Source organism: Acinetobacter sp. M5A5_2a (genome assembly GCF_053345265.1).
In genome coordinates this window covers 188,011-213,806 of the sequence record NZ_JBKEZV010000003.1, presented here as the reverse complement: position 1 = coordinate 213,806, position 25,796 = coordinate 188,011, and the positions used below count along the sequence as shown (strand labels likewise).

The following is a 25,796-nucleotide window of genomic DNA, read 5'->3' as shown; positions in this document are numbered from 1 at the left end:
ATTTAGCTTTAATCTATGCTTTTAACCATTTTTCAGTTTTAGCTTGATCTTCAACGACAAGTTCAACTTCGGTTAAATCAGATGTAGCACAATCGACTGTAAAAGATATTAACTCATCACGACGGAAAGCAAATACAGTATAAGTACCACCCTGTTTTGCATACTTCTCGATAAGCTTAGTGGATGCTTTTAAACCATCAATTGCAATAATCACATCATTGGCAGAAATACCGGCTTTTGCTCCAGCGCTCTCACGGCGAGCACTTTGCACGAGCACACCTTCTGGCTTATCGACAAGTTTCAAGCCTAATGGCAAAGATTTGTCAGTTTTAACTCTATAGCTTAAGCCAAATTCAGGAAGCAATTGATCAAGTGGTAATTCATCAGTCGTGTTAATCAAATGATTAATCTGTTCAATCCAGTTATCACCCGTCAGTTCTTTACATAAATCAAAAATGGTTCGCTCATTTACTTGCATACCATTTTGAGTATTTTCATATAACCGACGCATTAAAGCATCAAGACTAGAACCACGTAGGCGTAAACCTAAATCTAGGCACAATGCAACCAAAGCACCTTTATTGTAATAACTGGTACCCGCATTATTTGAGTTTTCATCTTGACGATAAAATTTGATCCAAGCATCAAAACTTGATTCGGCAACTGTTTGAACAAAACGGCCTGGGTTTTGCAAATAGCGATCAATTTGTGCTTTGAGTAAATCAAGATAAGACTTCTGAGAAATTACACCACTACGCAATAAAATCAGGTCATCGTAATATGAAGTAAAACCTTCAAATATCCAAAGTAAAGAGGTGTAGCCTTCTTGGTGCAAATTATAATTTGCAAAGTTTTCAGGACGGATAAACTTTACTAACCATGAATGAAAATATTCATGACTACATAAGCCTAAAAAGCGTTGATAATCTTTAGAAGGTTCAGTTGGTTCATTCGATTTTGGTAAATCGTCGCGTGGTGTAATCAGACTTGTACTATTGCAATGTTCTAATCCACCATAACTATTCCCTGTTGCCATCGTCATAAAGGTATAGTTTTTAAATGGCGCTGAACCAAACATATTTATTTCAGCTGCACAAATCTTTTCAATATCGGCTTTTAAGCGATCAACATTGGCATTATGTGGGCCAGAAATTACAAACTCATGTTCAATGCCATGTGTTTCGAAGCCAAAGCGCGTTTGATCAGCCAATTCAAATGGACTATCAATCAATTGATCATAATGGTCGGCTTTTAAAGTAAAGCGCCCTTTGACTAAACTTTTTGAAGCTAAGCCGGTTGCTAACTGAAAATGCTTTAACTCATCTGGCAAGAAAACTTCGACTTCACAAGCAGACTGTTCTTGACCTTCCAAAGCTAAACATACACACGCTGGATTAATATATAGACGCGTCTGGTCTACGTATGCGCCACGTACAGACAAATCATATGCATAGACATCATATTCAATCGTCATTAATTCGTGATCTGTATTAAATAAACGCCAGCGATTCTTGCTCGTTTTTTTAATGTCCAGCATACGTCCAGCTTCATCATAAGCTTTAACGGATTCAATATGTTTTGAGAACTCTCGAATTAGATAACTACCCGGAATCCACGTTGGTAGCCAAAGTTCCTGATTCGGATTGGCTAAAAAACGAATTGTCACGTGAACAAGGTGTTGTTTGTAATCATCGAACTCAATTTGATAATGCAACATAAATTCTTCAATTTAAAAATAAGAACGGCTTCACATTAGATTATCACTTTTTTGTATCGTCTTGCGTACATGTATTTTTTGGCAACAATTTCCACTAGCCTTCAATTAAAAAAAGGCATAGCATGCTGTGCATCTGTGTCCCGTATTTGCCAGTAAAAGTTAAGGTCATCCGTGAAATTTTTTCTATCTCTTTTTACCCTCTTCAGTATTTTCTGCACTACCCTAACCAATGCTGCGTTACTCAATATTGCACCTGAAAGTGTTGAGGCCGCCGCATGGACTATCGTAGATACTCAATCGGGTCAAATTATTGCTGAGCACAATAGCCATGTGCAGCGCGCACCAGCATCTTTAACCAAAATGATGGTTGCTTATATTGCCTTAAAAGAGATTAAAGCTGGAAAGCTGAAAAAAGAAGAAATCATTACTGCAACACCGGTAGTAAGTGTCGTGCAGTGGGATGAATCACAAATGTATCTTAAAGCTGGTGAACAAATTTCAGTTGATCAGTTATTGGCAGGTTTAATTGTGATGTCTGCGAATGATGCAGCCGTGACTTTAGCTGAAAAAATTTCTGGTGATGTGCCTCACTTTGTACAACGTATGAATCAGGAAGCTCAAGCTTTGGGCATGAAAGATACTCACTTTAGTAATCCTCCCGGAATTACGATGCCTGATCATTACACTACGGCTCATGATTTAAGCTTATTAGGTCAGGCTTTAATTAAACAAACTCCTGAATATTTACATTATTCAAAAATGCCAAGCTTTAGCTACAACCAACGCTTCCATCATGCAACAAACCTTGCACTGAAATATGACCCATCTGTTGACGGTCTAAAAACTGGTTATACTAAAGCCGCTGGTTATAATTTGGCATTAACGGCATCTCGCCCTTCATTTTCATCTGACTTAGCTCAAAGACGTTTATTGGTCATTGTTTTAGGTACACCAAGTGCGGTAAAACGAGCTGAGATTGCAGATAAGTTAATGAACCTTGCTTATGCTTATACACGCGATGAAGTCATTATTCCTGAGCACAAATTAATTGCCGAACTGCCTGTTGTAAAATCGACTCTAAAAATGTTTAAGGTCGCAACAAAGCAGCCGACGATTGTAACAACGTCGCTATATGCAGACCCAGCACCAATTGACTTAAATACTTTTGACAATGTGACTCAACGCATTCAAGTACTTGATAGCAATTTACAGCCAAAAGTGATTGCTCCACTCGAAAAGACTCAAACACATGTAAACATTGAACTAAATGAAAAACAATTAACCGCGCCATTAATGAAAGTCATGAGTTTGGCAACAGTATCTATTTATCAAAACAACCAGCTGATCCGTAGTCTTCAAATTGAAGATAACGTACATATTGAAGAAGCCAATATTTTCCAAAGAATCATGATGTGGTTTTCTAGCCTCTTCTCTATTTTTTCATCGAGTGAACATAGTGCCGCAAAACTCTATCCTGTAGATTCGCACTAAAAACATCAAATTGTGCACAGATGCACAATAAATTTTATAAATAAAAGATGGCATAATTCAGCCATCTTTTTTTTATAGAAAAATAATTAGGTGATAAAAATGACCCAAAATTTACATCATATTGTAATTGTTGGTGGTGGTGCTGGAGGCTTAGAGCTTGCGACACAACTCGGTGAAACTTTTGGGAAAACTCATAAAGCGAAGATTACGTTAATTGACCAAAACCTGACGCACATCTGGAAACCTTTGCTTCATGAAATTGCTGCCGGATCTTTAAATCCACACGAAGAACAAACTAACTATTTTGCCCATGCAGAAAAGCATCACTATGAATTTGTACTAGGTACATTAGTTGGGGTCAATAAAGATAAAAAATTAATTGAGTTAATTCCCCCTCAAGTTTCTAAGGATCAACAAACTCATCCACAAGAGCTGAGTTATGACACGCTTATTTTAGCACTTGGTTCTGTGTCAAATGACTTTAATACAGCGGGCGTACGTGAAAACTGTCATTTCCTCGACAGCAGAAAACAAGCCGATATTTTTCAGCAAGATTTATTACATCTGTATATTGAAGCTCAAAATCAGCCAAATCAGCGGACTTTAAATATTGGGATTGTGGGTGCTGGTGCAACAGGTGTAGAACTTGCTGCCGAGTTAATTGAAACTACTAAAAACTTTTATCGATATGGTTTAAAAAAGATTCATCCCAACCAAGTTAAAATTACACTCATTGAAGCTTCTGAGCGTATCTTACCTGCTCTAAGTGAAAAAACGGCTGAGCATAGTGCAAAACAGCTCAAAAAAATGGGCATTGAAGTTTTAACAAAACATCGCGTTGAAAAAATTGATGAGCATTCCATCTATTTTAGTAATGGTGATCAATTAAAAAGTGATATTACCGTCTGGGCTGCTGGTGTAAAAGCACCTAAAGTTTTAGAAAGCTTTACTGATTTTGAACGCGATAATATTAACCGCCTGATGGTCTACGCAACATTACAAACCTATTCCGACCCAAATGTATTTGCTTTTGGTGATTGCGCCCGTTGCCAACTTGATGCAAGACACCCTCCACTTGGCCCGCGTGCTCAAGTTGCAAGCCAACAAGCGAGCTTTTTAGTCGATGCTATGGCTGCTCGACTTAATGGCCGATCACAACCCATGTTTAGCTTTAACGACAAAGGTTCGCTTGTGTCTTTAAGCCGTAATAAAGCCGTTGGAGAATTACTTGGCGATGTAAGTGTGCAAGGTTATATTGCCAAAACCATGTACGTATCTTTATATCGTTTACATCAAGCAACGATTCACGGATACACACAGGCTGGACTACTCACAATGAAAGATTTACTTACAAGACGTGTACGTCCAAAAATTAAACTATATTGAGTTGAATTTTTTAAGTTCATCCCTATTTAGATAAAAACGCATTATATAAAAGTGTTAAAGATTCAAATTTTGTAGTCTACAAAATTTATTTTTCACTTTATGATGTACGCTTTAATTGATTGAATGGATCAAAAACATGACTGCTATTGCAAATAACCACGTGGTTTCATTCCACTACAAATTAACAAACGCTGAGGGTGAAACACTTGATCAATCTCAAGGTGAACCACTTGCCTATTTGCACGGTGCAGGCAATATCATTCCTGGTTTAGAAAATGCATTAACAGGTAAAACTGTTGGTGAAAAATTTACTGTTAATGTACCAGCAGCTGAAGGTTATGGCGAATACAACCCAGACCTAGTTCAAGAAGTTCCAGCTCAAATGTTCCAAGGTGTTGAGAACATTCAACCTGGCATGCAATTCCAAGCGCAAACAGACGACGGCGTACAGATCGTAACTGTTAAAGCGGTTGAAGGTGACAACATTGTTGTTGATGCTAACTTCCCACTTGCTGGTCAAGATTTAACTTTTGAAGTTGAAATCGTAGAAATCCGTGAAGCTTCTGAAGAAGAATTAGATCACGGTCACGTACACGGTGCTGGTGGTCATCACCACTAATTCATCTTTAGAGATGATAAGAGCAAAGCTTCGGCTTTGCTTTTTTTATGTGTTTATTTTTATATAATATCTGGATAACAAACCTCTAACTCACTCAACTTTATAAGGGTATCTTTCATGTCAAACGTAAATCAGCTTATTTGGTTTCGTCAGGATTTGAGAGTTCGGGATCATGCTGCATTATGGCATGCCTGCCAGCAAGGCCCCTCGATTGGGTTAATTATTTTGTCGCCTGAGCAATGGAAAATACATCACGATGCGCCTATAAAAATTAATTTCTATTTACGTCAGCTTCAAAAACTTAAAAAAGAATTAGAACAGCTTAATATTCCACTTATCATTCAAGTCATTCCCTACTGGAAAGATATTGCAGACTATATTTCTAAACTCGCTCAACAACTCAATATCGAAAATGTTTACTCAAATATAGAAGTAGGTGTGAATGAGTTGAAAAGAGATAAAACTGTACAACAAGCTTTAAATCAGCAGAGTAAAGAGCTTTTTTTATTTCATGATCGTACGATTTTCCCTTTACGTTCCATTCGCAATCAGTCACAGCAACCTTATCAAGTTTTCAGTGCATTCAAAAAAGCTTGTTATTCAAAACTAGATATAAGTGGTTTGCCCCAGTGCTATCCAATTCCTGAAAAGCAAAAAGCCAAACCGGAATCTGATTTAAATATAAAAAGTTTAAGTCTAGATGATATCAAAGCTTTTTTTGACTCATCTATTTCTAAAGACCAACAAGATTTATGGCCGACTGGAGAAGATTTTGCTCTGGAGCAGCTCGATTTATTTATTGAGGATCATTTATCTCATTATAAATTAGAACGTGACTTTCCAAATGTAAAAGGAACTAGCCAACTTTCTCCGTATTTAAATCTTGGAATTTTATCTATCCGTCAATGCTTACAAGCCCTTTTTCGAGCTGAACATGGCAACTTTCATCTATCAAATGAAGGCCAACAAACATGGTTAGATGAGCTTCTTTGGCGTGAATTTTATCAACATATTTTATTTGATTTTCCGCACGTCTCTAAACACTATCCTTTTAAGAAAAATACTCAAAATATTAAGTGGGAAAATAATCAAGAGCATTTGGTCGCATGGCAAAATGGTCAAACAGGCATACCGATTATTGATGCAGGCATGCGCCAGCTACAAAAAACAGGATGGATGCATAATCGTGTCCGCATGATTACCGCTATGTTTTTGTGTAAAAACCTACTCATCGATTGGCGAGTTGGTGAACAATGGTTTATGGAACACTTAATCGATGGTGATTTAGCTGCGAATAATGGTGGCTGGCAATGGTGTGCATCGACTGGAACTGATGCTGTACCGTATTTCCGAATTTTTAACCCTATTGCTCAATCTAAGAAATTTGACCCAAATGGAGATTATATTCGTCAATGGGTGAATGAATTAGCTCATCTAGACAATAAAATAATTCATGAACCCTACTCAACTAAAACTAATCTTCAATTGAATTATCCAAAACCAATTGTTGACTTAAAAGAAACTCGTATTAAAGCAATTGAAACATTCAAGAGTATTTAGATAAGAATTAGGTCTTATCTGTTTATTTTTAATTAAAAATAATAACAATATTTGACTATATTGTGACTTTACTCTAAAAATAATACTAAAGGGATTTATAAAAGGATAAACACAACAATAACCTCAAAAAAGATCACAGTTCATTAGAAAAGTATAAAAATTAACATTACAAAAAAGGTAGCCAGAGAGCGCATGCAACAAAAGAACCCTGGAAGAACACTCGTCTTATGGATTATCGCAGCTCACCTCTTTATGGGAATGGTGGCGTATGAGTGGCTGCCTGTAAGTTTTAGAGGAAGCTGGATTTTTATCCTTATTCTTTTAATTTCTGGTGCTTTTTTAGAAGTCGGCGCATCTTTAATTGTTGGCTTACTCGCTTTCGTAGGCGTTGCAGTATATTTTTTACTCGACCTAGGGGCACAAACACATATTGAGCGTCAGCTCCTTTTACTTTTTATTATTCCCCTAATTCCTCTTTTCCTTAGTGCTGTACGCCACAATATTGAAATTAACGTTCAAAAATATCGTGACATACAGAGTTATGATCGAAATTATCGCCGTGATATTTTCCCGCTTAGCGCACTCAAGTATTTTCAACGTAGTTTCTTTAAACTTCTTGATCATCATCACATACAAGACTATGAAGTCTTTGAAATTAGAATTCTCAACCGAAGCTTAATTAAAGAAATGTTAGGCGATGATGTATGGAAAACCACTCAAAATGAAATGATTAAAATTTTGAGCCAGCATCATCCCCAAGAAATTGTTTTCCAGTTTGCAGATGATGATCTAGAAACGATATACAGCATTGTTATTCGTAAACAAAAAACAGAAGAAGAACCTGAATTTATTAAAAAGCTAAAAGAAATTATGACTTTGCGGCTTGAAGTCGAATATAAAGTTATTCAGATTCCACCTGAAGAGGAGATTACTTAATGTCTAATCTTCTTAATATTTGTGGAATTATTATTGCATCTAGCCAATATCCAGATGGCACTTTGCAGCAGTTCTATCGTCAATATTATCATTGTGAAATTAAAGCTGAACAAACAAAAACTGAAGTTCAGCGTATTAATGACCTTTCCATGTTTTTCCCATCACAGGATACATGGTGGCCTGTCTTTACAATTGACCAGATTAGTTCGGATAGTTTTCAAAGGCTTATTCATACAGGTATAAAGCCCGGCATCATATTACCGGATGAGGTTTTTAGCTTTTCTCATTACTTCTTATTAAAAGAAGCTGTCACCCAAGGTGCAATTCCTATTGTACTTTTCAAACCTGAACAACCTAAATATTTTCCAGCAAAAGCGACATTTTCAACCGCAATTGGATTACGACCAATGGCTGCGTTTGTTTCTACAGGTTGGGATGAAAACCTAATTTCACAAACTGCGGGCAGCTATATTGTTCAGTTCAATCCTTCGATACTTCCCCTACCCTCTAGAGAGATTAGACAAAAACAGCACTTATTTTATTCGGCTAAAAGTTTTGATGGTCATGTTTCGGGTTATGAAATTATTATCAATCCTCCTGCTGATTTACCAACCACAAATATTCGATACCCTCAACTGGGAATATCATGGCGATTTAATCATATCAATTACATAAGTACGCCCGAACATGTAAAAACTAGTTTTATTGGATACATTTTTATTGGTTTAAGCACAGTCGTAGTTCCACTCGATTTGATTTTAACCAGTACCTATCCTGACCTTCTTGGTACCTTCGGCAGCTATATTTCATGGATCTCCTTGGTAATCGGGGTGATTTTATTGTTATTGCTGATCTCGTCTATTATTAGGAGGGTTAAATCAAATGGCTCCCATTGATATTCTCTTCCTATTTGGTTTTTTGGGAATCTGGATTCCGCAAGCGTTTTGGGCATGGTTAAGCTATCAGGCTTGGAAATATTCAAAAACGGCAGAAAAAGAGTTACAGAATCTTCCCATACCAGACAGATGGCCTGTTTTGAGTGTTTTGATTCCTGCCTACAATGAAGGCGTAGTGATTGAAGATACGTTACATGCAATCGCTCAACAGGATTATCCAGCCGAAGCATATGAAGTTTTGCTCATTAATGACGGTTCTAAAGATAACACCTTAGAAATTGCCGAAAATCTAGCACAGATTTATCCGTGCATAAAAATTGTCAACGTTCCCAAAGGAATGGGAGGCAAAGGTAAATCTAGAACGCTTAATAATGGCTTACCCCATGCCAAGGGTGAACTCATTGTTGTTTATGATGCAGATAGCACACCTGAACCCGATTGCGTACGGTTATTAGCTCAAACCTTACTTGCCGATAAAAAATTAGTGGCTGTAAATGGCAAAGTAAGAACCCGTAATTGGCAAGATAGTATTTTGACTCGCTTTATTGCCATTGAGTTCATCTTTTTCCAATGGATTTTTCAAGGCGGACGTTGGCAACGCTTTGAGCTATCGACTTTAATGGGTACGAACTATGTCATTTGGCGTGATGCATTAGAAACCTTGGGTGGTTTTGATGAAAAGTCATTGGTCGATGACACTGAAATGAGTTTTAGGATTTTTATCGGCCAAAAAAGAATTAAATGGGTACCCTACGCAATTGGTTGGCAGCAAGATCCACCATCTTTGAGTGTATTTATTAAACAGCGCTCACGTTGGACTCAAGGTAATTTTTATGTGACTCGTAAATATTTACCTGTAGCGTTAAGAACACCTTTTCCTATCGGAATTGAAATTCTGAATAACATTATGTGCTACGTACTTTTCGTACCCGCGTTATTCTGGAGTCATATTACTTTAGCCCTTGGGTTACTAGGTATTGCAGGTATTTCAGTTCCTGGTCCATTCACATTACTGTGGGGCCTCTCGTTTTGCCTGTACGTTGCACAAATGTGGTTTACCTTATCTTTAGAAAGGGCCAAACCAGAACTCTATTTTTACTCGGTTTTATCTTATGTAACTTACTCACAAATATTTCTATTTATTGTATTTAAAGCCGCATATGACATGCTTAAAAATAAAATACAGGGCAACTCCCTTCAATGGTACAAAACGGAACGTAGCAAGGAGAAAAAATAAATGAAAAAGACTTTTGATCTTTACCAAACTGCACAAGTGCTCCTTGCCAGCACCAGCCTTATGCTAGCCATGTCTGTTCATGCAAATACATGGAAGTTTGATGACATTAGCACATCCACAAAATATACAGTGGAACCTCATTTTTTCTATATTGGAAAAGGTGCAGATTGGAAAAACATGCAGTTTTCAAGTGATTATTCTACTGAAAGCGATACAACCCTATTAGTAAAATATGATGATAAACTCATCTATAACGCGACACTTAATGGCGATGGACAATTAAAATTTGATATTCCACCAAGTCAAAGCGGTTTCCATCGCTTAGATTTCATTATTCAGCAATATTCTAAGCCCACTTCTTTGAATCAAACCAAAGAAACGTTCTGTACCGAAGACATTGATCATTTAACTTATTTAAGTAATTCTCAGCTCGACTTTACATCAATCAGAAATAACTATCAGCTTAATTACTTACCTGATGCCTTATTTAACCCGCAAGCTAGACGACCTACACCGTTTGTTGGAATTTTAAAATATAACCGTAAAGAAATTACAGAAGCTTCTATGCTCGCTAGATTAGCAAGCTCATGGGGCTCTATAACACCAGTTGAATGGGTTGATTCAGGTCAAATAAACTTAAACCCTGAAACAAATTTTATTATTGAAGTGATTCGCTCAGCTACGCCACTCAAAGGGGGTGCCTTAGTACAAATTGCAAAACCAGCAGAAGGCGTGCCGACTCTTTCAATTACCTATCACACCCCACAAGAACTCACTGCGGCCATCAATGGACTCATTAATCCATCTTATATACAGCAACTGAATACAGGAAGTGCAATTTTCCCAACTACGATCTCTAATCCACCTTGGGCCCAATTTAAAAAAATTAATACACTCGCAGACTTAGGCATTGAAGATTTCAGATTGAATCATGCTGAAAAAAACTTATTTCTTGATTTCCCAGCTGTATGGCAACCCACTGATATTTTGCAAGGACAGATCGCTCTTCGCATTCAAAGTGGTTTATTACAAGGTTCAAATATTACAGCCTGGATTGATGGAGGACTCGCAGGAAGTATGAAAACAGCTGACCTTGCTTCAGATCCAGTAAACCGACAATTCAATATTTTTGCAAAAGCGATTTCAAATACAACCAATTTCAGCCTAAAACTTGAAAACTCAGTGATCGCAAGTTCTCAGTGTTTACCCAATGCCCATGGTTCACTCTGGATCGATACAGCCAAATCTACTGTAAAACTGCCACATAAACTCAAAAATGGCGTAGCCGCAATTTCCATGACTTTAGCAACGACCCCAACCATTGCTATTGATGATCAATCTGGTGCTTTAAATATTGCTATTATTATGGGTCAAGTTGCTAAAAAAATGTTGTTAACACAAGCCCCTATCCCTCTAAACCTAGTTCGCTATACACCGAGTGCACCTCAATCAATAAATGTTCGTGTGAATAAAGATATTTATCGACAACAGGTATTAATGCATCAAGATATTATTTATGCACCTGCTGCTGTTAATGGTTTTATTGTGAGCTATAACAATAACCGTTTTGATGTGATTACCGACTCAGAAGGTGGTGCACAAAGCTTTATGCATCTTTGGGAAAAAATACAGCATAAAATTCCAAATAACGTGACAAAAATGCTGGTTTCAGAAAATGGAAATATTTATGTTTTACAAAAGCTCATTGTCGGAAATCAAAAAGCACCTTTAGTCCAACAATCTTCTTTCTTCTTATTAGTTGTGATTATATCTGCAATTATGATAATAATTATCTTTTTGTGGTACTGGTTAAGACGAAATAATGAAAAAACAGATACCAATTAAAATAGCTGCTTTTATTATTTTAATTATATGTAGCGTTATAGCTTATGCGGGGTTGTTCAAACATCAAGGACAAGCCCCACATATTGAAGGAATTTTCTGGCAGCCCGACAATAACACGACCCCACCAGAGGGAAACTGGCACTATTTGGGTGTTAACACATTTGTCCCTCAATGGTCTGTTGTTGAGTCTAAATCATGGTGGAAAGAATCAAACTTTCCTCAATGGGAAAAAGCAATTAATTTAGAAAAAATTAAACAAGAGCCATGGGCTAAAAATCTAATATTGGGCTTAGCAGGTGAATATAATGAACCTAAAGCTCGGGCAAATGTAACTGAGTTAGGGGAAAAATCTGCCGAAATTATAAAAGAGCAAAAAACGGTGCCTAAAGGTTATTATTTTCCCGTGGAAGCAGATCCAACATGGTTGAGAGTAAGTGCTTTAGGTCAGGTTTTAACTAAACTTCCAGTACCAGTCTGGGTGAGTATTTATAGTGGTGAACGCGAACCCGAACATTATGATTTATGGGTTAAAAGCTGGTTACCAGAACATAACGGTGTTTTCTTCCAAGACGGGGTTGGCGTAGGTGTAAGGTCCCCTCAGCAAGCCAAACATATTTTAGACCAACTTGAACAAAAGCTTGGAAAAGATAAAGTAATTATAGTGCTAGAAGCCTTTAGAGTTAAAAAAAATGGACAATTTAGAGCTGCCTATCCTTGGGAAATTATTTCTCAACTGAAAGCATATGAAGGAAAAACTGTCTATATTTTTGATGGTCCTCACTATATGAACCGCTGGTGCGTCAATATTGTGAGCTTGTGGTATCGCCTCACTTATGGTGGTAAGAATACCTCCGTAAGTGAGAATAAACCTTTAACTCATAATTATGCTAACTCATAAGATTGCGCAATTTGATCGAGAATACGTTGAGCTGCTTGCCCGTCACCAAATGGATTTTCTACATGCGCCATTTTTTCATAGTGCTGTTGGTCGGTGAGTAGCTTTTCAGCTTCTTCAATAATTCTTTGTTGGCTGGTCCCGACCAAAACACCTGCTCCAACTTCAACAACTTCAGGTCTTTCTGTGGTGTCTCGCAAGATTAAAACGGGCTTATTAAATGATGGGCTCTCTTCTTGCAAGCCACCCGAATCGGTCAAAATAAAAGTAGATCGGTCTATAACTGCCAATAAACTTGGATAATCTAGCGGCTTAACAAGATGGATTTGAGCATGGTCTTTAAATTTATCATGTACTACATCATGTACGGCAGGGTTTAAATGAACTGGCCAAATAAAATGTAAGTCAGGGTGCCCCTTCGCTAAATGCTCAACTGCATTACAAATATTTTGAATTCCTTCACCAAAGTTTTCACGGCGATGAGCCGTAATAAGCACAACTTTGTCATCTTGCTTTAATTGAATTCCATAAGGTTCAAGCTGATTTTTCAAACCCGATTTTTCAGAAATTAATTTACGTCCTAAATACACAGCATCTACAACCGTATTGCCTGTAACAGTAATGAGTTCTGGCGATATTTGTTCATTGAGTAAGTTCCGTCTTGATTGTTCAGTAGGAGCAAAATGCCATTTTGTAATACGAGAAACTAACTGACGGTTTCCTTCTTCTGGAAAAGGATGGTCTAAATCATAAGAACGTAAACCAGCCTCGACATGTGCAACTGGAATCTTCATAGAGAACGCGACTAAGCCTGCCGCTAAAACAGTCGTTGTATCGCCCTGAATAACAATTGCATCTCTTTTCTGACCATCTGTATATACCTGTTCAATTTGACTCAAACCATGTATTAATAACTGATTAAGACTTTGTCCAGCATTCATAATTTTAAGACGATGATCAATTTCAACCCCAAAGAAATCTATTGCATCCCTTACCAACTCATCATGCTGCCCCGTAAAAATAACCTCAACTTGAAAGCGCGAATCTTTTTTTGCCAATAAAATAACAGGGGCAAGTTTGATTAATTCAGGACGGGTTCCAAATACAATAGATATAAAAATTTTCTTCATTTTAAAAATCCTTATAAAAGACGAGTTCTACTCGAGTATTGTTGTAATGATCTTTTGTATCTATTGGCACATCTTTAAAATAATTGCCATATAGCCGTTCGATCCGTAATTTTATAGGTTGATAATTAAAAGGCTGCCACGAAATACCGGGGCCATATTCAAATAAATTATTGTAATATTCATCCTTACTATCGGCTAAGCCATGCAATTTCACATAAGCTTGGACAGTTCCATTCTCGCCTTTATAGACATTCAACCCCGTACGTAATCGTAAATCCCCAATAACGTTATAATCTTCTCTAGAATAAGTTGCCGCGTTACCATACAAGTCGGTGAAATAATCATTAAAGCAAAGTGAATTATTACAATTATTTTGAGAATTCCACTCTTGGTAACCCGTAACGCCACCCACTACACTTTCACGAAATTTATCTCTATTACGGTCAATCAGATCGTAACTTCCGCCAACTTCTAGATATACACGCACAGGGATTGAAGTCCAAGGTTGATAATTAGCCCCTATTCCTAGCGTCACTGCATTTTCATCAATAATTTCAGGACGTACCCCGCCTTGAGATTGAGTGTCACGGTTTAAGTTTAAAAAGCCATACACTTGTGCTCGACCATTATCAAAGTTCTTACCATAACGAGCTTTGAGTGGGAAAATTACATCGTCATAACGTGACTCATATGAAGGCGCAAAATAAACATCGCGGAAATAAGTTTTCACCTCTCCTCCACTCAGGTTTTTTACAGCTTGTGTGGCTTTATTGGCAATATCAGCATCTTTAGATTGTGTAAGTTCTTTGAAAACTACCAAAGCTTCTTTATTATTTTTCTGAGAATTAAGCAGATAAGCTTCTTGTAATTTTAAAGTGTCATCTGCTGGATCTAATGCCTCTGCTTTTCTTAGACTTTGTAAAGCAGCCTCTTGCTTACCTAATCTAATCTGTAAATAGGTTAAACTTTTCCATACCTTAATATCTTGTGGTGTCATCTCTCCGAGTTCTAATAATAACTTCTCCGCATTTTCAGGTTGAGTCTTCTCAATTTTATAAAATTGGTCCCATTTATCATAAATCGGGTTACCAGGTTTATATTCTTGATTAACGATTTCTTGGGCAAATGTAGTTTCAATAGTTAAGAAGCCTAAAGTTGGACAAAGCGAACCGATAACGATAAAGGAACGGGTTAGAGATTTTATTGTTTTGCTATTTTTCATTTCCACCTCTACAGTAAATTAGAGTTATTAGGGGTCAATTTTTTTAAATGGTCAATAAATATCATAATTAAAAATAATGAGTTACATCGTTAATTTAGGTTAACGATGTTTTATATAAATAATTTAGTCTCCGTTTTTATTATTGATCTATTCTGTCTTATCGCTAAACTCTCTATAATAATGACATATTTTTTGATCAATAAATTGTAAAATTTCATAGCATCTATAAAGAATTTATAAGGAAAAATTATGGCTTTTCCACATCATGTAGAACATCATGCTATTCACCGTTCAGGCTGGTTAAGAGCTTCCGTATTAGGGGCCAATGATGGAATTATTTCCGTCACTAGCTTAATTATGGGCATGGCAGCTAGTGGAGCCAACTCACACACTCTATTAATTACATGTATTGCCGGATTAATTTCTGGTGCAACCTCAATGGCTGCCGGAGAATATATTTCCGTTAAATCTCAAGAAGATATTGAAAAATCAGATTTAGCAATTGAAGAAAAAGAATTAAAAAAATATCCTCAGAAAGAATTAGATGAGTTAACTCAAATTTATATCTCTAGAGGGCTTTCAAGTGAGTTAGCAAAAGAAGTTGCGATACAGCTCACAACACATGATGCTTTAGGTGCGCATGCCCGTGATGAAATAGGTATTCATGAAAATACGGCTGCAAACCCAGTTCAAGCCGCTCTTTCATCCGCCGCATCGTTTTCTTTTGGCGCTTTTTTTCCGATGCTCGCAATCTTATTTACTCCTGAACATTTAATTATGCAAAGTGTTCTCGTTACAGGGATTATTGCTTTAGCTATCTTAGGCGCCCTTTCAAGTTATTTTGCAGGTACTTCTAAACTTAAAGGCAGTTTACGCATTACATTGTGGGGTATTCTAGCAATGGCTTTTTCAAGTTGGATTGGCTCATTATTTAACGTTACTCCACTTTAAAAAAATAGAACTTATGAACATTCAATAATTAAATATTTAAAAACTAAATAGCCAATATTATTTGCTCTTGATTCAAATTCCACGTTATGGTGAACATAAAGAAATGAGGTGAATAAAATGACCCTGTTACAACAACTTGAAATTAAACATCCAATTTTTCTTGCGCCCATGGCAGGTGTATCTACCCCCGAACTTGCCGCGGAAGTTTCTAATCAAGGTGGACTTGGGTCATTAGGACTCGGAGCAAACACGGCACAAAGTGCGCGCGAACAGATTTTAAAAACCCAAACACTTACAGAGAAATCTTTTCAGGTTAATTTTTTCTGCCATCAACCAGAGCAACTTAATCCTCAAACTTCAGCACAATGGATTGAATATTTACGTCCTCAATTTGAAAAGTTTGGTGAGCAACCTCCTCAAAATTTAAACTGCATTTATCCAAGTTTTCTTGATAATGATGACTTTTTAAATATCGTATTAGAAACAAAACCTAAAGCTGTTAGTTTCCATTTTGGCATTCCCTATTCTCATCAAATTCAGGCTTTAAAAAATGCAGGAATTTTAACAATGGTTTCTGCTACGAATTTAGTTGAAGCGCAAGCCATTGAAGCTGCTGGCATAGATATTATTATTGCTCAAGGTATTGAAGCAGGTGGTCATCGTGGAATCTTTAATAAAACCTTTGATGCAGCAATTAAAACTAGCGATTTAGTACAGCTTATTGTAAAACACTGCAAGTTGCCTGTCGTGGCCGCCGGTGGGATTATGAATGGAGCACAAGCGCGGCATATGTTGAGCTTAGGTGCTGCGGCTGTTCAACTGGGGACCGCTTTTGTTCAATGTCGATCATCCAATGCATCTGTTGAATATCGTAAAGCTTTATTTAATGAACCAGTAACACAAATCAGTGCGAGTCTTTCCGGTCGTCCAGCCCGTGGTCTATTGAACCACTGGCATACACAAATTGATTTACCAAATCGCCCACCTCAACCAGAATATCCATATGCCTATGATTTAGCGAAACAGTTAAATGCGATTGCAAGCAAACATCAAGACTATGGATATGGTGCTTTTTGGGCAGGTAGTAATGTATCGCAGATAAGAGAACTAGATGCTGCTGATCTAATTAATCAGTTAGTAGTAGAAATATTAGAAGATGAGTAAGACCTTAAAAAGCCAGTGAAGATACTGGCTTTTTATTTAATGAGTTTGCAATAAATTAATTTGCTCGACTTGGACATCGCTCATCAAATCACCTTGAGCCAATAACTGATTAAAATAGTTTTCAACCACTATTGCTTGCTCGGCAGTACTTTCAACTTTATACATATTTTGGCGGAATTCGTTACTTGAACGTAATCCTTTTGTGTACCAAGCAATGTGTTTACGGGCAATACGGCAGCCAGAATATTCACCATAAAATTGATAAAGTTCTGATAAATGCCCCAATAACACCTGCTTCACTTCTTCAATATTAGGTGCCGCTAAATGCTCTCCAGTTTTCAAATAATGAGCAATTTCACGAAAAATCCATGGTCGGCCTTGAGCAGCACGACCAATCATAATCGCGTCAGCACCAGTGTAATCGAGTACATATTTAGCTTTTTCAGGGCTATCAATATCCCCATTCGCAATAAGTGGGATATTGATTAATTCTTTGACATGTTTTATCAAATCATAACGTGCTGTATTTAAATACATATCTTCACGTGTACGACCATGTAAGGCTAGTGCAGCAATTCCCGCCTCTTCTGCTCTTTTTGCTACCCTTAAAATATTTTCTTGACCATTTAAAAAGCCCAATCGGGTTTTTAAGGTAACAGGAACATCAACAGCAGCGACCACCGTATCAAGAATTCGTGCCACCAAATCTTCATCTTGTAATAAAGCCGAACCTGCGAGTTTATTACATACTTTTTTGGCAGGACATCCCATATTAATATCAACAATTTGGGCACCATTTGCCACTTGATGACGTGCAGCCTCAGCTAACTGCTCAGGATCAGAACCGGCAATTTGTGCAGAAATCGGTGCGAGTTCCCCATCAAAATTTGCGCGGTAGAGGCTTTTTTTGCTCATCTGCAAAGTCTTATCGGCAGTCATCATTTCACTGACTGCATGGCCTGCGCCAAAATACTTACAGAGCGTTCTAAATGGGCGGTCAGTGACCCCAGCCATAGGAGCAACGATTAAATTATTTGACAGTTGATAGGGACCAATATACATATATATTCATACAATTGATGATCAACATAGTATACTTCATCCGCTTAATCGGCTCATCTTTTTATGCAGGTGCTTTCCTCGCCATGAACAAACCGTTGTCTTCCCGTTTTTTATTAAAATCATTCGGTATGGTCGCCGTGTGCATGAGTTTAGCTGCTTGTGGTGATAAAGCTTGGTGGTCAAACAATGATGAGCCTGAACTAGAAAGCAAACAGATTAAACGTCTAATTCCATCACGTGTGCATGACCGTGAATCGTGGGCTAAAGATATCGACGACATTATGAAAGACTTGGATATTCCTAAAACCAAGACAAATGTCTGTAGTATTGTGGCAGTAGTTGATCAGGAATCTAACTTTGTAGCCAACCCTCAAGTGCCGGGATTAGGGCAAAAAGCAGTTGAAGAAGTTAGTACACGTTTAAATGAAAAATTTGAAGATAAGCTTGGCAAAACCATTGGTGGAACAATTGCTGGTTATTTTGAAGAAGTGCTAAAAACTCAGCCTTCTCCTGATAACAACTATATGAGCCAAATGCGTAAAGTTAAAACCGAAAAAGACCTCGACTTACTTTATCGAGAAATTTTTGATTTTATGGCTAAGCATTACCATGTCAGTGCATTAACAGGTGCGGCCAAATTGGTTGGTCAAGATATTGGCGAGAAAATGAACCCTATTACGACCTTGGGTTCTATGCAAGTCCATATTAACTATGCAAAAGCCAATAAACGTTCAAGCATGAGTACCGCTGCACTTCGTGATGACTTATATACTGAATATGGCGGTTTATATTATGGCATTCATCGTTTAATGGTTTATCCAGCAGACTATGATAAAGCCATTTATCGATTTGCAGACTACAACTCAGGCATGTATTCTAGCCGTAATGCTGCTTTTCAAAGCATGCTAAATGACCTAACAGATACAGAAATAAGCCTTGATGGTGATCTACTTCTTTACACAAAAGATGGTGATCCGCGCCCGACTCAGAGCCAGTCAGAAAAAGAACTGATTACCGTATTTGCAAAAAATAATGTATTAGTTACGCCAAGACAAATTCGTGATGATCTTAAATTAGAAAAAGAGAAAAAGTTTGAAAGTACACAAACCTATATTGCCCTAACTAAACTTTATAAAGCGAAGACAGGTAAAGATCCTATCTATGCAATTATGCCGCAAGTCGTTATTTCTGGGCCAAAATTAAGTCGTGACTATAATACCAACTGGTATGCAACCCGCGTAAACGGACGATATGAATCATGTATGCAACGAGCGAAACGAATAAGACTATAAAGAGTCTCGCCCTGTTCGATTTTGATGGAACCTTGTGTAGCAAAGACAGTTTTACAGGGTTCATCTTTTATGCTTTATCTAAGCGCCACATTGTTAAGCAAGGCTTGAAAATTCTGCCATGGATTCAAGCCTACTATCTTAACTTTTATCCAGCCCATGCGATGCGCGCCAAGTTATTTCGCAGCATGTTCAAAGATACCTCCGCAATTGAACTGCAAAGATTAGGTGAAGAATACGCACAAGAGCTAGTCTCTGCACTCTCACCTGAACTTTTCGCACAGTTACAACACCACCAGTTACGTGGTGATCGGGTCGTACTGGTTTCGGCTTCAATTGATGTCTACCTTGCCCCACTGTGCAAGTTACTAGATATCGAATTAATTTGTACTGAAACTCAAATTAAAAACGGCATAGTGACAGGTTACTACTCCACCCCAGATTGTAGTAGTGAACAAAAGAAATTAAGAGTACATCAGCAATATACGCTACAGCATTATCATCAAATTTATGCTTACGGTAATAGCTCGGAAGACCTAGATATGTTGAGTCTCGCCACACATCCGTACATGGTGGGTGAAGACCGTGTGCTACCTCGTTTAACACCAGAAAAAAAGCTCGCATAAAGCGAGCTTTTTTATTTAAACATAACTTAATAAATTGCCATATGATCACGATGAATCATTTCAAGTGAACGGGCTTCACCAAGCACTTGATAAACCTTATCAGAGGCTAAGCCTTTAATAATTTCAGCAGATCGCGAGCTAAAATTAACTCGACCCACTGCAATACGTTTACCTTGTTTATCGACACATTCAACCACATCACCACGATCAAAATGCCCTTCAACAGTTTTAACCCCGACAGGGAGTAGACTGCGATGTTTCAATTTAATCGCTTCAATAGCACCATCATCAATTACTAGACGGCCTGCTGTCTGTAAATGAGCAGCGAGCCACTGTTGATGAGCAGTCATACGGTCTTTATCTGTCGTAAACAACGTACCTAGCATTTCACCCGACATCGCACGTGATAAGACATTATCACTTTCACCGCTTGCGATGAGCGTTGGACAACCCGACTTAGCAGCTAAACGTGCGGCACGAACCTTAGTCACCATACCACCTCTGCCAAGCACACCGCCACCGCCAGCCATTTCGAATAAAACATCGTCCATGGCACGAACAGTAGAGAGTAGTTTAGCATCAGGGTTATGACGTGGGTCTGAGTCAAACATACCCTGCTGATCCGTTAAAATGATCAACAATTCTGCATGAACCTGACCTGCAACCATCGCAGCTAAAGTATCGTTATCACCAAAACGGATCTCATCGGTAGATACCGTATCATTTTCATTAATGACCGGAATCACACGCCAATCAATCAAGTTTTGCAAAGCATCACATGAATTTAAATAACGACGGCGGTCCGCCAGATCATCATGTGTCAGTAAAACCTGAGCAGTACGAATACCATGTTCTTCAAGCACACTAGACCAAGTATGAATTAAACCCATCTGCCCAATCGCAGCACAGGCTTGTAGACTGGGTAGATCGGTGGGTCGACTCGCAAGCTTCATACGAACCATACCTTCTGCCACAGCTCCAGAAGACACTAAAATAATTTCGTGTCCGGCATTGTGTAGATCTGCAATCTGTTTCGCCCAATGCGAAATAGCATCCAAATCTAAACCTTGCCCATTGGCTGTGAGTAAAGATGATCCGATTTTAACAACGATTCGTTTACACTCACTGAGCTGACGTTGCCCATCGACCACTTCTATCATGTTTTCCTCGGTTTTCTAGTCACGAACGTAGACGCTTTCTACATCATTGTCGTCTTCATCATCGTCAAAATCATCATCATCATCGCCTAACATGCCTTCAAGACGTTGTGCTCGACGCATAGCGCGATATGCTTCTTTTGCCGCAATGGTTTGTTCACGTGTTTCAACTTCTAGTTGTTCACGGAAAGCTTTTACTTCTGCTGCATATTCAGGATCTTCAACTTCGCGTTCACGTTGTTGTTCAAGCTGATCCATTAGGTAATACACAACCTCTTTCGTTCCTTCACTTAATAAGCCCGATGTCTTAAAGACAGGTCCAGTCCACTCTAGTTCATCTAGAATATGCTGACACCACTCTTCACGACTTTCTTCAGCAATCTGATCAAGTTTATTCAGTACTAAAACAACCGGTAGTTTAGCCAAAGTAGGTGAAAACTTAACTAACTCGTTCATAATTGCTTTTGCATTATGCGCCGGATCTGAACCATCAATTGGCTGCACATCAATAATGTGTAAAAGGATACGCGTACGTGCCAGATGTTTAAGGAAACGAATTCCCAAACCTGCACCTTCTGCTGCACCTTCAATCAACCCAGGAATATCGGCCATTACAAATGAACGATGACGGTCAGCATCTACTACACCTAGGTTTGGAACCATGGTTGTAAATGGATAGTCTGCCACTTTTGGTTTTGCAGCACTTACAGCACGAATAAAGGTTGATTTACCAGCATTTGGCATGCCCAATAAACCAACATCTGCCAATACTTTTAATTCAAGGCGAATTTCACGAAACTCACCTTTTATACCAGTCGTACATTTACGCGGAGCACGGTTAGTTGATGATTTAAAGTGGGTATTCCCCAAACCACCGTCACCACCACCTGCAACCAGAATTCTTTGGCCATCTTCAACCAAATCGCCAATAATATCGCCTGAATCTGTATCAACAATTGTTGTACCAACGGGTACTTTTAAAACCACATCTTCACCACCACGTCCGGTACAGTTAGCGCCTGCACCATTCTTTCCGCGCTCAGCACGGAACTTACGTGTGTAACGGTAATCGACTAGCGTACTCGTATCATCATCAGCTTGAATATAGATACTTCCACCACGTCCGCCATCACCACCATCTGGGCCACCAAATGGGACAAATTTTTCACGGCGAAAACTGGCTACGCCATTGCCACCGTCGCCAGCCTCTACGGTAATGACTGCTTCATCAACAAAGCGCATCTGCCAATCCTCTAAAAACTCTAAAACCGCCTATTCTGCCATATTTTCATAAAATTCTCGAATATAAAATGGGACAATTCCTATTTATAACGATCTGTTTTTATATTTAAGTCATCAGAAGCATTTTAGATCCACAAATACAGCCGATATTGAAAATAAAATGCAGGATGACTATTTAATTTTTAAGGATGAACATTCCGTAGAGGTAAGGTCATTTGCATATCAAGATTTGCTTTTGTTTTTGGAACCGAATTATACATAATGGCATTAAATGAAGAGACATTCCCCATTTCCATAGGATCATTCACTTCTAGACTTGGTTTAAACTGATGTTTAACCGATAAATTTACTGGCTCATCGAATTCAAAATAAACAGGACCATCAAAAACAATTTTAATCGGAATGGTATAACTACGCTTTAACTGAAAAGGCACATCTAACTTTATGGGAATATCAAGTTTAAGTGGAAATTTAGGCAAAAACTTATTTTGATAAATTAAATCTGTCGTTGTTTCGAGAGGCATAACTTGATCAATTTTTAGAGTTGTTGTGTAATCAACATTTACTGTAACAGGTGTCTCTATAGCAAAACTGATATCTGCTAAATATTTCCCTTTCAGCGGTAGAGTCAGTTGACGGTCTATATCCAATGTTGTATCAAGTTTACCAATAGATTGGACTTGCAAAGTGTTGCCAACTTGAATCTTTGTTTCTAAAGAGTCAGGTAAACTAATATCTGCGTTATGAGCCGAAACCACTACATTTGCCTGAATATTGAGATATACCCAAAACATAACAGCGGCAAGTATCATCATTAAAATGAAACTGATGAGCATACTCTTGAGTGAACGAAACATTACCATCCACCCTATTGATCAGCTGTCGTCTGCGACGTTTCTGAACCTAATACCCGATTTAATCGCATACTGGACAAAGGAATTTTTAACTCACCATTTGCGATCTTCACAGGCAATGTGTTTTTAACATCAACTGAAGCATTTAGCGCTGTTTTAACAGGGACACTCAGATTACCCTCAATTGGAATATTTGTATCTAATCTTGCTTTTAGAGGAATATGTAAATTTTCTTTTAATACTGTCCGCACTGGCGCATCGAATTTCAAATGAACCTTTTGCTCAAGCGGAACATTAATATCAATCGGAACATCAAGTTTTAATGGAATTGATCCCTTTAACGGTAAGGTAATATCACGCCCCAAAACTCTGACTTGAACCTTCGTATCAATTGGCAAATTTTGCTCAACTTTTAATACTTCTTTGACAGGAATTGTTGTGCTAATGGGCACCATATTATCGAAATAAACGCGCGGAGTTAACGTTTGTGTTAATGGAATATTTAATTGCTCATCAATTGGAATACTGGCATTTACCCGCCCTTTTACATCCACATTTAAAGCATCTTGTACTTTAACCTTAACCTGTAGGGGTTCTTGCAAGTCAATAGCAACTGCCTGATTCTTCAGTGGAATATAAATATTAAAATGCTTAAACACCCATATTGCAATGAGTACACCACATAAATTGGCAATAATAATGAATATAAAAACGACCAACAAACGTTTAAACTGCGACAATTCCAATCCCTTACTATTTTCTTTTTTTCCTTAATTCATATTCTCATTTATTTACAAAAAATAGTCAGCATATATTTTGTACGGTTGTAAAAAAACCCAGTCTAAACTGGGTCTTTTTGTGAAAATCTTTTATAGATCGTTAAATGATCTTAAGCATTCAATTCTGCTGGGATTTTTTTGTAGCTTACGCCGCACATTTGTTCAGCGATACGTAATACCTGACAGCTATAACCTACTTCGTTATCGTACCAAACATAAGCAGTTAAACGGTTACCAGAAGTAATCGTTGCTTGAGCGTCATATACACCAGCAGTACGAGAACCGATAAAGTCACTCGATACAACTTCAGTCGAGTTGGTATAACCAATTTGACCTTGAAGGCTAGAGTTAATTGAAATTTGACGAATGTACTCGTTCACTTCTTCACGATCAATTTCTTTATCAAGCGTTAAGTTCAAGATAGCAAGAGATACGTTTGGTGTAGGAACACGTACAGAGTTACCAGTTAACTTACCTTTTAATGCAGGCAATGCTTTAGCAACTGCTTTAGCTGCACCAGTTTCTGTAATTACCATGTTTAAAGTAGCAGCACGACCACGACGATCTGCTTTATGGTAGTTGTCGATCAAGTTCTGGTCATTTGTAAATGAGTGAACAGTTTCAACATGTCCATTAAGAACTTTATATTTGTCATCCAATACTTTAAGAATTGGAGTAATTGCATTTGTTGTACAACTTGCAGCAGAGATGATTTTGTCTTCATCTAAGATGTCTGTGTTGTTTACGCCAAATACAACGTTTTTCATTTCGCCTTTACTTGGTGCAGTCAATACAACACGTGCAACGCCTGGGCATTTCAAGTGTTGGCTTAGACCTTCAGCATCACGCCATTTACCAGTATTGTCGATTAAAAGTGCGTTTGAAATACCATATTCAGTATAGTCAACTTCACTTGGGCTAGACGCATAAATCACTTTAATGAAGTTACCATTAGCAATGATTGCTTCGTTTTCTTCATCAACAGCGATTGTGCCAGCGAAAGTACCGTGAATAGAGTCACGACGAAGTAAAGAAGCACGTTTTGCTAAATCACCATCAGAAGATTTACGCACAACAATTGCTTTAAGGCTTAAACCACGACCTAGACCTGATTGGCTAATAATTAAACGAGCTAAGATACGGCCAATACGACCAAAACCATAAAGAACGACATCTTTAGGTTGTTCAGAAGTTGCGCTACCTTTGATTGACTCAACTGCTTGAGCAACAAAAGCATCAACATCACCGCCTTTTTCTTTATATTCAACAGCAAGTTTACCGATATCAACTTCTGCAGAACCAATATTTTCAAGCTTAGCTAAAGCTTCTAAAATTGGGAATGTATTTACAACAGAAAGCTCAACGTCTACAACACGTGTACGACGGTGAGTTTTCAAAATTTGGATAACAGAACGGTTAATTAAAGAGCGACCGTAAACAGATACGACAATATTTTTTTCACGGTATAATTGTCCGATTAATGCAATCATACGTTCCGCGATTTCTTCACGGTTTTTCCAACGGCCTTGGTGTTCAGCATGCAGGGCGATGATAGTGTCTTTGCTCACAGATACGTCCTCTAATTAATTATATCTAGGCGTGATTTTTTAAACCCCGTAATTGTAATGGAATTATTAGCAAGAATGAATCAAAAGCTGACGATAGTGATTAGATTTTCCTAAAATTCATCATAAATTCATAAAATACCTATAATTATTTTTTATTATTTTATTGTTTA

The 25,796-nt window shown here is 37.9% G+C and carries 22 protein-coding genes; 13 read left to right on the top strand and 9 right to left on the bottom strand.

The annotated features are described in order from the left end of the window. Nucleotides 1–13: 13 nt before the first annotated feature. Nucleotides 14–1,717, bottom strand: coding sequence for a M61 family metallopeptidase (locus ACLBWE_RS05575; RefSeq protein ID WP_447601634.1), 1,704 nt, complete (start codon nt 1,715–1,717; stop codon nt 14–16). A gap of 171 nt (nt 1,718–1,888) precedes the next feature. Here ACLBWE_RS05575 and ACLBWE_RS05570 point away from each other — a divergent pair, with 171 nt between their 5' ends. The 9 genes from ACLBWE_RS05570 to ACLBWE_RS05530 all read left to right on the top strand — a co-directional run bounded on the left by ACLBWE_RS05570 (nt 1,889) and on the right by ACLBWE_RS05530 (nt 12,585). After that, nucleotides 1,889–3,208 (top strand): D-alanyl-D-alanine carboxypeptidase PBP6B, encoded by a 1,320-nt coding sequence (locus tag ACLBWE_RS05570; protein WP_447601632.1) that lies wholly within the window; start codon nt 1,889–1,891, stop codon nt 3,206–3,208. A 99-nt stretch (nt 3,209–3,307) separates the two neighbouring features. After that, a complete protein-coding gene (locus tag ACLBWE_RS05565; protein ID WP_447601630.1) occupies nt 3,308–4,594 on the top strand; it encodes an NAD(P)/FAD-dependent oxidoreductase in 1,287 nt (428 codons plus the stop codon). A gap of 136 nt (nt 4,595–4,730) precedes the next feature. Beyond that, the gene (locus ACLBWE_RS05560) at nt 4,731–5,213 is read left to right on the top strand and encodes an FKBP-type peptidyl-prolyl cis-trans isomerase (protein ID WP_003650377.1); all 483 of its coding nucleotides are present in this window, start codon (nt 4,731–4,733) and stop codon (nt 5,211–5,213) included. Nucleotides 5,214–5,330: 117 nt separating this feature from the next. Next, nucleotides 5,331–6,773 carry a cryptochrome/photolyase family protein gene (locus ACLBWE_RS05555; protein ID WP_348949028.1) on the top strand — a complete coding sequence of 481 codons (1,443 nt, stop codon included), beginning with the start codon at nt 5,331–5,333 and terminating at the stop codon, nt 6,771–6,773. Nucleotides 6,774–6,965: 192 nt separating this feature from the next. After that, on the top strand, nt 6,966–7,709 hold the full coding sequence (locus ACLBWE_RS05550) for a hypothetical protein (protein ID WP_151744638.1): 744 nt from the start codon (nt 6,966–6,968) through the stop codon (nt 7,707–7,709). Continuing rightward, nucleotides 7,709–8,605: a hypothetical protein gene (locus tag ACLBWE_RS05545; RefSeq protein WP_151744637.1), complete on the top strand. Its 897-nt coding sequence runs from the start codon at nt 7,709–7,711 to the stop codon at nt 8,603–8,605. Before ACLBWE_RS05550 ends, ACLBWE_RS05545 begins: the two co-directional genes overlap by 1 nt. Further along, complete coding sequence (locus tag ACLBWE_RS05540; protein WP_045429674.1) at nt 8,592–9,842, top strand: glycosyltransferase family 2 protein; 1,251 nt, start codon at nt 8,592–8,594, stop codon at nt 9,840–9,842. The genes ACLBWE_RS05545 and ACLBWE_RS05540 overlap by 14 nt, the downstream gene beginning before the upstream one ends. Beyond that, the gene (locus tag ACLBWE_RS05535) at nt 9,843–11,687 is read left to right on the top strand and encodes a hypothetical protein (RefSeq protein WP_347019672.1); all 1,845 of its coding nucleotides are present in this window, start codon (nt 9,843–9,845) and stop codon (nt 11,685–11,687) included. Continuing rightward, on the top strand, nt 11,665–12,585 hold the full coding sequence (locus ACLBWE_RS05530; protein WP_447601626.1) for a hypothetical protein: 921 nt from the start codon (nt 11,665–11,667) through the stop codon (nt 12,583–12,585). The genes ACLBWE_RS05535 and ACLBWE_RS05530 overlap by 23 nt, the downstream gene beginning before the upstream one ends. Here the strand turns inward: ACLBWE_RS05530 and wecB are convergent. After that, entirely contained in the window at nt 12,570–13,712 is a 1,143-nt protein-coding gene (wecB, locus tag ACLBWE_RS05525; protein WP_198495334.1) for a non-hydrolyzing UDP-N-acetylglucosamine 2-epimerase, read from the bottom strand. The two genes, ACLBWE_RS05530 and wecB, sit on opposite strands and share 16 nt — an antisense overlap. A 1-nt stretch (nt 13,713) precedes the next feature. Then, nucleotides 13,714–14,934 (bottom strand): tetratricopeptide repeat protein, encoded by a 1,221-nt coding sequence (locus ACLBWE_RS05520; RefSeq protein WP_198495333.1) that lies wholly within the window; start codon nt 14,932–14,934, stop codon nt 13,714–13,716. Between the two features lie 249 nt (nt 14,935–15,183). Here ACLBWE_RS05520 and ACLBWE_RS05515 point away from each other — a divergent pair, with 249 nt between their 5' ends. Both ACLBWE_RS05515 and ACLBWE_RS05510 read left to right on the top strand, forming a co-directional pair. Further along, on the top strand, nt 15,184–15,885 hold the full coding sequence (locus ACLBWE_RS05515) for a VIT1/CCC1 transporter family protein (protein WP_133747112.1): 702 nt from the start codon (nt 15,184–15,186) through the stop codon (nt 15,883–15,885). Nucleotides 15,886–16,002: 117 nt separating this feature from the next. Next, nucleotides 16,003–17,049: an NAD(P)H-dependent flavin oxidoreductase gene (locus tag ACLBWE_RS05510; RefSeq protein ID WP_447601623.1), complete on the top strand. Its 1,047-nt coding sequence runs from the start codon at nt 16,003–16,005 to the stop codon at nt 17,047–17,049. A gap of 36 nt (nt 17,050–17,085) precedes the next feature. On the opposite strand, the gene dusB is transcribed toward ACLBWE_RS05510, so the two are convergent. Then, nucleotides 17,086–18,111 carry a tRNA dihydrouridine synthase DusB gene (gene dusB, locus ACLBWE_RS05505; RefSeq protein WP_017387890.1) on the bottom strand — a complete coding sequence of 342 codons (1,026 nt, stop codon included), beginning with the start codon at nt 18,109–18,111 and terminating at the stop codon, nt 17,086–17,088. Between the two features lie 83 nt (nt 18,112–18,194). Here dusB and ACLBWE_RS05500 point away from each other — a divergent pair, with 83 nt between their 5' ends. Together ACLBWE_RS05500 and ACLBWE_RS05495 are read left to right on the top strand one after the other, a co-directional pair. Beyond that, nucleotides 18,195–19,403 (top strand): DUF1615 domain-containing protein, encoded by a 1,209-nt coding sequence (locus ACLBWE_RS05500; protein WP_198495331.1) that lies wholly within the window; start codon nt 18,195–18,197, stop codon nt 19,401–19,403. Further along, on the top strand, nt 19,370–20,026 hold the full coding sequence (locus ACLBWE_RS05495; RefSeq protein WP_005038925.1) for an HAD-IB family hydrolase: 657 nt from the start codon (nt 19,370–19,372) through the stop codon (nt 20,024–20,026). The genes ACLBWE_RS05500 and ACLBWE_RS05495 overlap by 34 nt, the downstream gene beginning before the upstream one ends. A 26-nt stretch (nt 20,027–20,052) precedes the next feature. On the opposite strand, the gene proB is transcribed toward ACLBWE_RS05495, so the two are convergent. The 5 genes from proB to ACLBWE_RS05470 all read right to left on the bottom strand — a co-directional run bounded on the left by proB (nt 20,053) and on the right by ACLBWE_RS05470 (nt 25,626). Further along, nucleotides 20,053–21,186, bottom strand: a complete 1,134-nt coding sequence (gene proB / locus ACLBWE_RS05490) for a glutamate 5-kinase (RefSeq protein ID WP_004643640.1) — start codon at nt 21,184–21,186, stop codon at nt 20,053–20,055. A gap of 15 nt (nt 21,187–21,201) precedes the next feature. Next, on the bottom strand, nt 21,202–22,425 hold the full coding sequence (cgtA, locus tag ACLBWE_RS05485) for an Obg family GTPase CgtA (RefSeq protein WP_004643642.1): 1,224 nt from the start codon (nt 22,423–22,425) through the stop codon (nt 21,202–21,204). 182 nt (nt 22,426–22,607) lie between these two features. Beyond that, entirely contained in the window at nt 22,608–23,282 is a 675-nt protein-coding gene (locus ACLBWE_RS05480) for a hypothetical protein (RefSeq protein WP_447601618.1), read from the bottom strand. 11 nt (nt 23,283–23,293) lie between these two features. Beyond that, on the bottom strand, nt 23,294–24,019 hold the full coding sequence (locus ACLBWE_RS05475) for a hypothetical protein (RefSeq protein WP_004643644.1): 726 nt from the start codon (nt 24,017–24,019) through the stop codon (nt 23,294–23,296). A 149-nt stretch (nt 24,020–24,168) separates the two neighbouring features. After that, nucleotides 24,169–25,626, bottom strand: coding sequence for a glyceraldehyde-3-phosphate dehydrogenase (locus tag ACLBWE_RS05470; protein WP_003650341.1), 1,458 nt, complete (start codon nt 25,624–25,626; stop codon nt 24,169–24,171). Nucleotides 25,627–25,796: the final 170 nt, after the last annotated feature.

What these genes read in the sequence shown, in the direction of transcription:
- ACLBWE_RS05540 (WP_045429674.1), top strand. Translation starts at nt 8,592, where the DNA reads ATGGCTCCCATTGATATTCTCTTCCTATTTGGTTTTTTGGGAATCTGG.
- ACLBWE_RS05480 (WP_447601618.1), bottom strand. Translation starts at nt 23,282, where the DNA reads ATGTTTCGTTCACTCAAGAGTATGCTCATCAGTTTCATTTTAATGATG.
- ACLBWE_RS05560 (WP_003650377.1), top strand. Translation starts at nt 4,731, where the DNA reads ATGACTGCTATTGCAAATAACCACGTGGTTTCATTCCACTACAAATTA.
- cgtA (WP_004643642.1), bottom strand. Translation starts at nt 22,425, where the DNA reads ATGCGCTTTGTTGATGAAGCAGTCATTACCGTAGAGGCTGGCGACGGT.
- ACLBWE_RS05530 (WP_447601626.1), top strand. Translation starts at nt 11,665, where the DNA reads ATGAAAAAACAGATACCAATTAAAATAGCTGCTTTTATTATTTTAATT.
- ACLBWE_RS05535 (WP_347019672.1), top strand. Translation starts at nt 9,843, where the DNA reads ATGAAAAAGACTTTTGATCTTTACCAAACTGCACAAGTGCTCCTTGCC.
- ACLBWE_RS05515 (WP_133747112.1), top strand. Translation starts at nt 15,184, where the DNA reads ATGGCTTTTCCACATCATGTAGAACATCATGCTATTCACCGTTCAGGC.
- dusB (WP_017387890.1), bottom strand. Translation starts at nt 18,111, where the DNA reads ATGTATATTGGTCCCTATCAACTGTCAAATAATTTAATCGTTGCTCCT.
- ACLBWE_RS05500 (WP_198495331.1), top strand. Translation starts at nt 18,195, where the DNA reads ATGAACAAACCGTTGTCTTCCCGTTTTTTATTAAAATCATTCGGTATG.
- ACLBWE_RS05555 (WP_348949028.1), top strand. Translation starts at nt 5,331, where the DNA reads ATGTCAAACGTAAATCAGCTTATTTGGTTTCGTCAGGATTTGAGAGTT.
- proB (WP_004643640.1), bottom strand. Translation starts at nt 21,186, where the DNA reads ATGATAGAAGTGGTCGATGGGCAACGTCAGCTCAGTGAGTGTAAACGA.
- ACLBWE_RS05520 (WP_198495333.1), bottom strand. Translation starts at nt 14,934, where the DNA reads ATGAAAAATAGCAAAACAATAAAATCTCTAACCCGTTCCTTTATCGTT.
- wecB (WP_198495334.1), bottom strand. Translation starts at nt 13,712, where the DNA reads ATGAAGAAAATTTTTATATCTATTGTATTTGGAACCCGTCCTGAATTA.
- ACLBWE_RS05575 (WP_447601634.1), bottom strand. Translation starts at nt 1,717, where the DNA reads ATGTTGCATTATCAAATTGAGTTCGATGATTACAAACAACACCTTGTT.
- ACLBWE_RS05550 (WP_151744638.1), top strand. Translation starts at nt 6,966, where the DNA reads ATGCAACAAAAGAACCCTGGAAGAACACTCGTCTTATGGATTATCGCA.
- ACLBWE_RS05510 (WP_447601623.1), top strand. Translation starts at nt 16,003, where the DNA reads ATGACCCTGTTACAACAACTTGAAATTAAACATCCAATTTTTCTTGCG.
- ACLBWE_RS05545 (WP_151744637.1), top strand. Translation starts at nt 7,709, where the DNA reads ATGTCTAATCTTCTTAATATTTGTGGAATTATTATTGCATCTAGCCAA.
- ACLBWE_RS05495 (WP_005038925.1), top strand. Translation starts at nt 19,370, where the DNA reads ATGTATGCAACGAGCGAAACGAATAAGACTATAAAGAGTCTCGCCCTG.
- ACLBWE_RS05565 (WP_447601630.1), top strand. Translation starts at nt 3,308, where the DNA reads ATGACCCAAAATTTACATCATATTGTAATTGTTGGTGGTGGTGCTGGA.